Annotated in this window: 8 protein-coding genes; 4 read left to right on the forward strand and 4 right to left on the reverse strand. The window is 47.5% G+C overall.

Annotation, left to right across the window (positions count from 1 at the left end):
- Nucleotides 1-25: 25 nt before the first annotated feature.
- The 3 genes from MiSe_RS26585 to MiSe_RS26595 all read right to left on the reverse strand — a co-directional run bounded on the left by MiSe_RS26585 (nt 26) and on the right by MiSe_RS26595 (nt 2,439).
- Nucleotides 26-733, reverse strand: coding sequence for a DUF2232 domain-containing protein (locus MiSe_RS26585; RefSeq protein WP_226586219.1), 708 nt, complete (start codon nt 731-733; stop codon nt 26-28).
- A gap of 69 nt (nt 734-802) precedes the next feature.
- A complete protein-coding gene (locus MiSe_RS26590) occupies nt 803-1,510 on the reverse strand; it encodes a Crp/Fnr family transcriptional regulator (protein WP_226586220.1) in 708 nt (235 codons plus the stop codon).
- 104 nt (nt 1,511-1,614) lie between these two features.
- Nucleotides 1,615-2,439, reverse strand: coding sequence for a zinc ribbon domain-containing protein (locus MiSe_RS26595; protein WP_226586221.1), 825 nt, complete (start codon nt 2,437-2,439; stop codon nt 1,615-1,617).
- Nucleotides 2,440-3,701: 1,262 nt separating this feature from the next.
- Between MiSe_RS26595 and MiSe_RS26600 the strand changes: the two genes are divergently transcribed.
- The 3 genes from MiSe_RS26600 to MiSe_RS26610 all read left to right on the forward strand — a co-directional run bounded on the left by MiSe_RS26600 (nt 3,702) and on the right by MiSe_RS26610 (nt 9,653).
- On the forward strand, nt 3,702-4,919 hold the full coding sequence (locus MiSe_RS26600) for an RNA-guided endonuclease InsQ/TnpB family protein (RefSeq protein WP_226586222.1): 1,218 nt from the start codon (nt 3,702-3,704) through the stop codon (nt 4,917-4,919).
- 199 nt (nt 4,920-5,118) lie between these two features.
- Nucleotides 5,119-8,580 carry a hypothetical protein gene (locus MiSe_RS26605; protein WP_226586223.1) on the forward strand — a complete coding sequence of 1,154 codons (3,462 nt, stop codon included), beginning with the start codon at nt 5,119-5,121 and terminating at the stop codon, nt 8,578-8,580.
- Nucleotides 8,581-8,957: 377 nt separating this feature from the next.
- Nucleotides 8,958-9,653 carry a sugar transferase gene (locus tag MiSe_RS26610; RefSeq protein WP_444980554.1) on the forward strand — a complete coding sequence of 232 codons (696 nt, stop codon included), beginning with the start codon at nt 8,958-8,960 and terminating at the stop codon, nt 9,651-9,653.
- A 332-nt stretch (nt 9,654-9,985) separates the two neighbouring features.
- Here the strand turns inward: MiSe_RS26610 and MiSe_RS51200 are convergent, their stop codons facing one another.
- A complete protein-coding gene (locus MiSe_RS51200) occupies nt 9,986-10,108 on the reverse strand; it encodes a hypothetical protein (RefSeq protein WP_264196703.1) in 123 nt (40 codons plus the stop codon).
- Nucleotides 10,109-10,205: 97 nt separating this feature from the next.
- Between MiSe_RS51200 and MiSe_RS26615 the strand changes: the two genes are divergently transcribed.
- Nucleotides 10,206-10,402 (forward strand): hypothetical protein (locus tag MiSe_RS26615; protein ID WP_226586225.1); only part of this gene is annotated, 197 nt, incomplete at its 3' end.

Genomic DNA, 10,402 nt, shown 5'->3' on the forward strand with positions numbered 1-10,402 from the left:
CTCAAATCTAAAATCTGAAATTCCCTTACTCGCCTTCATAATCGAGCATGACCTGTACCCAAGTGGGGGGGCGGGGGATGGGGTTTCCCAGGCGGTCTAGGAGAAACCAAGCGGCGATGTGGACGACGAATAGGTAAACGATATTGTTTAGAAGGACAACAGCGAGAGCGAGCGCTTGAATCAGCACAACACTCGGCGTAGCTAATAAACCCAACTGCAAAAATATCCACTCTGCTAGCTGGGTGACTTGAACGATCAAATAAACCCAAAGGTCTTCGCCCAACAAAATTGAAACCAACCAAAACCGAAAAAAGAAACCTATCGTTCCCAGCAGCGAACCCAAGGCGATAGAAACAGCCCAGTTAGTGCGGCGTCGCCAACAAGCCCCCAGCAGGACGCCCAACAATCCAAACGGCATAAAATACTGAATGCTGCGGGGTGGTCCCATCAGCACCGAAAGCAACAACCCAGAAACCAAAGCCGACATCCAAGCGGCGCGATAGCCCCACCGCAGATAAACCAAGGCAATTGGCACTGGGAAAAAGATCCGCAGCACCGGACCGAGGGGAAAATAATAGTTGACCAGCCAAATCAAGCTAGCGGTACTGGCTAAAAAAGCCGTTTCCACCAACACCAAAGCATTCGTAGCTCGAACCTGGGGTGAGGATACAGGGGGACTGGAAGCGGAATCGCTTGCCCTCGACTCTGGGGTTGCTTCAAACGGATCTTTCATGGCACTAGCAGACCACCCAATTGATTTTGACGGGTTTTATGGTTCATTTTCACCTGCTTAAGCAGCTTTTTAGATAATGAGACGTTCGAGGGCATTGATATCGGGGATACGCAGCGTTTCTTGATCCCGCTGAATCAATCCTTTCTTTTCCAGCTTCGTCAGTACCCGCGTCACCGTTTCCCGCGCCAGTCCTGAGAGACTGCTCAATTCCCGGTGGGGTAAATTCGGAATTTCCGTTCCTTCTGACGTGCGCTTACCCTGCCCATCAGCCAAGAATAATATCGTGTCTGCCACCCGCGACATACTATCAGATTCTCGCAAGCGCAGGCGACGGTTAACTTGACGCAGGCGTCGCGCCATCAGCTGGGATAAGCGGACTCCCGCCATTGGTTCGCCATAAATCAACTGTACGAAATCCTGAGCGGGCAGGTTGGCAATCATCGTGGTAGTCAGGGTGATCACGTCGGTGGAACGAGGCACCTCGTCTAGTGCCGCCATTTCGCCGAATACTTCCCCTTTGCCCAGGATATTCAGCGTTACCTCTTTACCATCTAGGTTATAGGTACGAATTTTCACCCAGCCATCCAAAATGAAGTAAACCGAACTCCCCCAGTCATTTTCCAGCAAAATTACCTGATTGGCTGGATGGCTGCGCGTGACAACGTGAGCCGTCGCTTTTTCGACGGCTGGTTCTGGTAAACCTGTAAAAAAAGGAGTGTTACGAATTAGCGCATTCACATTCGTCTGGGATTCTGTAGGGCGGATTCTATCTTCCATGAGGCCATCATGTCACGAGGAGTCTCGAATAACTGCGATCTATATCAACAGTGGCCTACTGAATTGGCACTGACTGATAGCGTGCAACACAAAACTTACACAAATCAAGCATTGCGCTTAAATTGACGTTTGCTTCCTGCCTCAACCAAGGATGACGGCATCTTCTTGTCCGCAGGCGTAAATTCCGGCGTTGCCCACCGTACTCGGTCTGGTGGTGCATGTTCTAGATTGATAGCGGCGTTCAAATCCCGCGAGATCGCATTTTTACAAGCACCACAATTGAATACTCTTTTTGGCAGCGGTATTGGTTGGACATGACCGCACTTATAACATGTTTTCCACCATGGAAACCACCTATCCACAACTTCTACCTGAGTGCCGTATAATGCCTGTTTTTCAATCCCCATTCTGCTGCAATCGTATAAACCAATACTGCCAATATATTTGGCTAGCTTGCTATTAGCAATCCTGCCAAAACTGTTCAAATCTTCACTGGTAATAAGGTAGTACTTTCGACTAATAGCCTTCGTTGTTTTCTGCCATAAATCGCTTCTGATGTTAGCACCTGACTTTTTCAAACCCGTGAAACTGTCCCGACTCTTTTTAGATTTGTATTGAGGAGAGCCAGTTTCACCCTGTCGCCACCCCTCAACAGCTTTAGCCAAATTCCAAAGCAGTGCTGATGAGTAGATAGCTGATGGGTACTGTTTCATCCCAGCATATTCAGCCTTAGTTTTGACATGGTTGGTGAAGACTTTCTCCATCTGGGTTAACCCCTTGGATTCCCTAGCTTTGATTCCCTCAAATCCCCATGACCAGACCAGTAGCGATAGCCCAAAGTTATACACTTTGCGACTAAATCCGCCGCCACCAGCAAGCCTTGAACGCTCTTTGTTGTTGAGTTTTAACTCTAACTTCAGGCTGTACATCGCTACTACGACCGCATTGGTAAGGAAAACTTAAAGATTTGCAACTGGGTAATGGGTGTCAGATTGTGAAACTCAATGTTAAGGATTAAGCGAAATACGTAGAGATTTGGTTACTTAGTACTGCGTCTTTAAAAAAATCTCTCGCGAATACAGCCCACCACCTTTAAGCGTGGGATACAGCGCGGTCAGCATATGGACGGTGCTGTCTTAAGTGTCAGCAGCCCTAAGTTTTCCCTTGAGAGTTCTGATATAGCTCCTAAGTACATCAGTCTGGGTTCGCCTCTCTTGTTCCCAGTAAGCTTTCAGTATTTCTTTTTGCTCATCTATTGCCTCAAACGTGATGAATTTTCTTCCCTTTGCCATTGTTTTGTACCAATTTATCCGGTACAATAATTCTATCAGGAACATCCTGACACCTGAACTGGATGTTGCAGTTCAACAAAAAAAACAAGTTGTTGATTGGTGAGTAAAAAAGCCACCTCTGAACCATCCAATTTATCTAGAGAGGGGTACGCAAAACCTAGCCAGAGGTTGAGACTGTAATCGTCGTAGTTGATAGATGGGACGGGGTGAAAGGCACTCCCGGTGGCAGTAAAATGCCTCCCTGATGTTGGTAGTGATATCAACAAAAGAAACGGTAAGGGGCAACTCCATGAATAAAACTCCAATGAGGGAGAACGTTGTTCGCAGACCAAGAGTTGGGCTAGACGGGAGAATCCAACGTGCTAAGAGCCGTTGGACTGTCAAAATATCAATATTTTTTGCATCAGGACTGACCAGCGATCGCGATTGAGATAAAACAGTATAGAACGAATGCGGCAAGCGATCGCGTGCCTTAAGCATCCGCTTTTTGCGAAGCCGTTCGCATATAGTAGCGTCTGGGTTGGCGATCTTCGGTTGGCGAATCGCTACCAACCTACTGAGGATGACACCAGCTCGCGATCTTGAACCCAGGCTCCGGATGGCGCAAGCTTAAGCGGCAAAACCCCAAGCAACGCTGCACGGGGCTTGACAGTCGGGATCGCTATCACCACTCAGCTAGCAAGCAGCCGTAATTTTGACTACGCTGTCAACCCTTGCTGTTTTTAGCATACACTTTGTGTAGAACCGTTAGCTTGAATAGCGAGAAGCCCCACGTCTCAACCCGACAAGTGAGCGTGGGATGAATCGCGGGGCAAGGTCGGTACGGAGTTGCCCAATATGATTGTGTTGCATAAGAGCAGCTGTTATCATACTTAACTAAGCGTGATAAAGGTCGAGTCATGTTGAGAGCAGTCAAGGTCAGACTTTACCCAACCGAATTGCAGAAACAGCATCTAGCGCTAGCCTTTGGCTGTGTTCGTTGGGTCTGGAACCAGTCTCTTGTTACCATGTCCCAAACCTACAAGGACACTGGCAAGGGCATTTCTGCTCTCACCATGAAAAAGCAACTTCCTGTATGGAAGAAAGAACACGAATGGCTAAAGGTTTGCTATTCGCAATGTTTACAGCAATCCGTACTGAACCTATCTCAAGCCTTTATCAACTTCTTTGATGGGAGGGCAGGATACCCAACCTTCAAAAGTAGACATGGCAGGCAGTCGCTTCAATATCCTCAGAACGTAAAGGTTTTGAGTAATAGCGAGATTAAGTTTCCTGGTCTACTGGGAACGGTGAAAGCCAAAATCCACAGAGATGTTACAGGGGAACTTAAGACTGTCAATTTATCCAAAATACCAGATGGCAGATACTATGCTTCGCTGTTGATTGAGGATTATATCTCACAGCCTGATACTAAAAGTGATGGTAAAGCGGTAGGGATAGACTTAGGAATAATTGATTTTGTCGTCACATCAGATGGCTCAAAGTATCAAAATCCTAAACACCTAAGCAAGAGAGAAAAGAACCTAAAACGCAAGCAAAGTAAACTCGGCCGTAAAAAGGATAAGACTACAGGTAAACGCCGTAAGGCGAAACTTGCCGTAGCTAAAGTTAACTCAAAGATATCTCGGATCCGAGAAGATTTTCTCCACAAGCTATCCCGTAAGATAGTCAACGAGAACCAAGTAATTGTGGTGGAAAATATGGCAGTGAAGAATATGGTCAAAAATCATAATCTAGCCAAAAGTATTTATGATGCTGGCTGGGGAATGTTTTGCACCATGCTCAAATACAAAGCTGAAGCAGAAGGAAAAGTATACTTGGAAATTGATAGATTCTTTCCTTCAACACACCTTTGTTCAGAGACACTGCTATCAATACCAAAGATGGATTTGTCTATCAGGATGTTTGTTTGCCCTCACTGCGGTAATCGACATGACCGAGACATTAATGCCGCCATCAATATCAGAAATGAAGGCTTACGGATTTTGGCGTTGGGAACCAGCGCTTCTGCCCTTGGAGGGAGTGTAAGACCAAAGAGGTTTGGGCGTAAGTCCACTACTGATGAGGCTACTCCCCGTGAATTGGGAAGCCTACGCTCACCTGTAAAGGGAGCGTAGGTAGTTCACCTTGATAATTCTTAACGCGCGACAAAAGCATCCACTGCCCAACCTTAAATTTAGATATCCGCAGGGCAAGCAGGAATTGGGGGTCTTTTCAAAGCTACCGACTACTGATGACAAAATCCATCATCATTGAACAAAGCATACCCCTTCGCGCTCGCTGCGGGGAGTGTCAATTCTAACAAGGGAGTCAATCGTGACGTTCCAGACGGATCAAATTCAGGCAATGATTGCGGAGATTGACGCCGTACTCAATCAATCCGCCTCCTTTGGCTTGGGTTGGTTGAATTCTAGAGCAACCGCTCAACAGCGTCGGGTTTTAGAGCTAGTTCGCAGCAACCTCCTTTCTCTCGAACAACAAATAGCGAGAGCAGCAGCATTTGAGCCAAAGCCAAAGCCATCCTCCCAAGAGGCTTCAAACCAACAATTGCAGTCAGTGCGCTCGGAGATAGCCGCTTTACGTCAGCAACGGCAAGCTCTGATGCAAGAAATCGAGCAGCTAGAGCAACAACGACAAAATTACTTATCCCAACAGCAACAATCGACACAAAAGCAGCAAGCGATCGCCCAATTCTTTCAAGCGCTGATGGGTAACTTACAGGAAACTCTCACGCCACAAATCGTACAAACCCTCTCCCATCTAGAAACCGAGTTGGTAACCGACCAATCTCCCCATAGTCCCTCCCCGGATGTAGAAGTAACAGATGTAACTTTGCCTCCCCAGTGGCAAGAGCAGGCCGCTCAACTGCGGAAACAGCAAGCAAGGCTGGATCGACTGTTGAAGTCCCTCGATGCCAAACTGAATTTAATGTTTGAAACGCTACAAGTGAATATGCAAAAGTATCAGTCGTCGTTTTCTCAGGGACTGGAGAAAATGCATAGCCTCAGCGCGGAGAGCGAGGCGATGTTGACAGATCTGATCGCTGGGATAGAGCAGGAATTAGAGCAAGCGGCTAGAGCGAGCCAAGAATCTACCAGCAGTGCGATAAGTGCTGACGCACAGGCTACCGCCACCGCAACGGCAGAAACAACCACCGCCTCCCCATCAGCACCAGGATTATCCGATCCAAATCCTTCTCGGTTCAAGCAGTACCATCCTGACGACATACTCCTACCCTATGCCGGTTTTGAGTGGCGTCCATCTGAACAACAACCGCAGTCTGATGTCAACCGTAAGGATACGGAGAAGGAAAGTAGAGAAAGAGAAAGTAGACCAGAAGCGCTTTATGGGGGAATGGCGGCGCTGGTAGCGCAAACAGAGAGCGCCCCAACCCAACCGCCAGCTCCGGCACCGGCACGGTCCTTAGGCAGTATCGGCGAGGCAGAAAGGGTCGATACGATTAGCACCCTGACCGATTTAATCGAAAATTCTGCCCTGGGTCAAAGTAGTCCGCCCCAAGAGGAGGTACTCTTAATCAATCCGGTAGAAGCGCAACCCCTTAATGATGAAACGGACAAGGAGGAACTGGAGGATTCTTCCCCCCTCGATACCGATGTTTCTACTTTAAAGCAACCCCAGTCACCGGGGTTGGACGAATCTGTAGAGGACTTGCCGACCTCGATCAAGCAGATAGAAGCCGATCTGAACTTAGAACCAATTGCTACAACTTTAGGGGAATCAGTAGAAGCACAGTCAGCAATACCCCAGACACAAATGCCAGCAGCAAACCCTGGCGCTCAGGTAGTGGGTGCATCCGCCGCCACAGGGGAAGAAGAAGAAGTCGCTGGTGCAATCCCTGATGATATTTTGGCTGAATTTGATGAACTGTTTGGCGGTTCGACTCAAGACCCAAGACCGGCTGTTTCAGATATTAAAGCAAACTTGGCTCAACCGGAAGTTGATAACTTAAAGCCACCCGAACCCGCACCAGAAAAAAAAGCAGCACCGAGGCAATTTAGGAAAGCAGCAGCAACAGAGATTAATTCTTTCTCTAACTCATTTGATGCCGTTCCATTAACACCCCCTCGCTTCTGGTATTTGGGAATTGACTTTGGTACAACCGGACTGTCGGCGGCATTATTGAATGGCAAAACCCGCCAGGTTTATCCCATTACCTGGTCAATTGCGGGAAAGATGGATGAAAGCGATCCGTTATTTCGCCTACCCGCTGTTGTTTACGTAAAACAAGAAAATAGTGAAAGCGCTGCTTTTTTAATTACTCCAGAAACAGAGTCGGGGATATTGCTAAAGAACTTTAAGCAATATCTGAAAATTGGCCTTCCTTATTACTCATCTGAAACTGGCAATTGGGAGCCAGCGATACAGCAATCGAATCATCCGGTTGCCCTACACTGGGTTGGACAAGCACTGCAAGCATTGCTTTCAACCCTCAAACCAAACGCAGAAAAGCCGGAAAATGTCGAGTCCCAAGTTTCAATTTCAGCAGTAGGTTTGGCAGCAGAAAACCTTAATCGGGCCCTGAGTGAGTTGGCAGGCGCGATCGCATCAGTACCCGCAGAGTGGCCTGAAGCATACCGCTTTAACGTCCGAGAAGCAATTTTAGGGGCAAATTTAGTCGAAAATCCGGAACAAATTTGCTTTGTGGAGGAAGGGATCGCTTCGGCGCTTGCCCAGTTAGTGCAAGCTAACTTCAGTTGGCAAGGGGATACTTTAATTATCCACTCAGGAGCCAGCACAACCGAACTGGGACTGGTAGAAATTCCAGAAAATATTACCTCATTATCTTACTCAGACTTCGCTTGCCGTAGTTTTCCCTATGCGGGCAACTTTATCGACCAAGATATTATCTGCCAGCTACTGTTAAAAGATGAAGCAAGCAGGATTGCGGAGCGATTAATCGAGCCTGAAAATTCTTCCTTAGAGTTGCCATTACCGGGAGAACCCGATCTGGCGACGCGCTATCGCTTGCAGCAAATCTTAGAAAGTTCCCCCATCGGACAAATACTTTTAGAAGCAGCAAAGCATGTAAAGCTGGACCTTCAACATCAAGACAGTTCTACGTTAGAAATCGATCGATACCGTTGGGTGTTGCAGCGTCAGGCATTGGAAAACCTGGTTTATTCACCTTTTATTCAATGCCTCAATCGAGAACTGAACGTTTTGCTCGTGCGCCAGGGTGTGGCGGTAGAATCGATTCGTCAAGTAATTTGTACGGGTGGAACGGCTCGCATCGATGCGATACGAGAGTGGGTGCGTCAAAAACTCCCCAATGCTACTTTAATTCAAGACACCAACCAAAACGCCAGCGTGGCTTTGGGATTGGTTACTTTGCCCCTATATCCCCAAGTTTTGGATGCACCCCGACACCAGTACGGAGACTATTTTCTACTGTTAGAACTTTTACGTAGCTTGCGCGAGCAACCCCTCTCAGTAGGGAAAATTACCCAGTTACTCGAGCGGCGGGGAATTAATACGGGTGCTTGTCAGCAACGCATCCTCGCTTACTTAGAAGGTTATCTTCCCCCTGGAATTGTTCCTTCTTATGCGGATGCGTTGATGCTAACCGAGGCGTCGCGACAGAATGCGGCGAACGCATCTGCACCGCTGTTCCATAAACAAGACAATCAAACCTATTGCCTCAATGCCGAAACAAGCGATCGCTTGCGCCGCTATTTTAATGCCGTCTTGGAGCCAACCCGCCAAACCTTCGAGGAACCATTAGGCGTTTACTGGTTGACCCCAACCGTCAACAGGTGATGGTTAAATATACTAATGAGTTGCGATTTATACTTGATGCTCGAATAACAGCGCCTGTTGTAAAAACTTTGCGTGCAAAGACTTTAAAAGGTTGTAGCCAAAAACAAAATCGGGGTAAGAAGCATGGAGTTGGTATAAATTGTCTAGTAAAACCCGCAAAAAATAGGAGAAATTAGGGAAAGCTTGGTAGCAGCATAATTGGGTTAACTGCAACTTTATATCGGTAAATATGCAAATAGAATGATCGAAACTTGACATTTCATCTTCCGTTTTACAAGATTTGGTGAATCTGTAGTTTCACCAATTTCGTGGGCGAGCAACTCTGGTTATATTGGCAAGAGAAGAAAGATAAACCCCAGAAGCTGACCGCGAGTGCGATGATTACATCTGACCTGCCTACTACCAGTCGAATTCAACCCACGCTCGTTCCCCAACGCCGCCGGGTTTGTTCGGCAAGAAAAGACATCCATCCCTCTGTTAAAAGCACAACCAAGCGCCTGATTGATATTGCAGGAGCTGTGGTAGGATTGGGGATTGCAGCCCTTGTGGCGGTTCCTGTTGCGATCGCTAACCAATTCAATAGCCCAGGGCCAATTTTATACAGTCAAATTCGCGTTGGTCTTAACGGTCGCACCTTCCGCATTTGGAAATTCCGCTCAATGATAGTTGGTGCGGATAAACTCAAACACCTGATTAGCAATCAAGCCAAAGGTCATATTTTTAAGAACGAAAACGACCCTCGCATTACCAAAATCGGTCGGTTTCTGCGCCGCACCAGTTTAGACGAATTACCCCAATTCTGGAACGTGTTGAAAGGAGATATGAGCTTGGTGGGAACTCGTCCGCCTACAGTAGATGAAGTGATGAAGTACGAACCCCACCACTGGGAAAGGTTGAGAGTTAAACCGGGTATTACTGGCGAGTGGCAAGCAAACGGTCGCTCTAGCGTTAAAGATTTTGAAGATATCGTCAAAATGGATCTGGACTACCAGGATAAGTGGTCAATTGCCTACGACATCCACCTAATTCTGAAAACTATCCCCGTTGTCTTGAATAAGAGTGGCGCTTGCTAGTTAGGGCAGTTTGGGTTAAGACTACGGGGTAAATCAATTCGATCCTCAGTGGTGCATTTACCTGTTATTGAGTGCTTCTGTTAGACCAATCGTTTAGGAAACTCTTTTGTGGCTTTTTAAACCCCCCTTTTTTAGGGGGGTTTTGTGTTTTAGCCCTGGATATTTGTGGCAGGGGCACGGGTAGGGGCACGGCAATATCAAGTTATCCGGCGCGGTAGACAAGGTAAAAGATGCCGTGCCCGGAAAGTAGGGGCACGGCAACATCAAGTTATGGGGTAGTAGACCAGCTCAAACATGCCGTGCCCCGAAAGTAGGGGCACGGCAACATCAAGTTATGGGGTAGTAGACCAGCTCAAACATGCCGTGCCCCGAAAGTAGGGGCACGGCAACATCAAGTTATCCGGCGCGGTAGACAAGGTAAAAGATGCCGTGCCCCGAAAGTAGGGGCACGGCAACATCAAGTTATGGGGTAGTAGACCAGCTCAAACATGCCGTGCCCCGAAAGTAGGGGCACGGCAATATCAAGTTATTGGGTAGTAGATCAGCTCAAACATGCCGTGCCCCTACATCCCGAAATTTATTTCCCGGCACTTTTGTCGGGGCACGGCAATATCAAGTTATTGGGTAGTAGATCAGCTCAAACATGCCGTGCCCCTACATCCCGAAATTTATTTCCCGGCACTTTTGTCGGGGCACGGCAATATCAAGTTATGGGGTAGTAGATCAGCTCAAACATGCCGTGCCCCTAC

The sequence above is a fragment of the Microseira wollei NIES-4236 genome, from assembly GCF_020521235.1.
Classification (GTDB): domain Bacteria; phylum Cyanobacteriota; class Cyanobacteriia; order Cyanobacteriales; family Aerosakkonemataceae; genus Microseira; species Microseira wollei.

Coding starts and splice junctions, on each gene's coding strand:
- MiSe_RS26595 (WP_226586221.1), bottom strand. CDS start 2,439: ATGTACAGCCTGAAGTTAGAGTTAAAACTCAACAACAAAGAGCGTTCA.
- MiSe_RS26590 (WP_226586220.1), bottom strand. CDS start 1,510: ATGGAAGATAGAATCCGCCCTACAGAATCCCAGACGAATGTGAATGCG.
- MiSe_RS26600 (WP_226586222.1), top strand. CDS start 3,702: ATGTTGAGAGCAGTCAAGGTCAGACTTTACCCAACCGAATTGCAGAAA.
- MiSe_RS26610 (WP_444980554.1), top strand. CDS start 8,958: ATGATTACATCTGACCTGCCTACTACCAGTCGAATTCAACCCACGCTC.
- MiSe_RS26585 (WP_226586219.1), bottom strand. CDS start 733: ATGAAAGATCCGTTTGAAGCAACCCCAGAGTCGAGGGCAAGCGATTCC.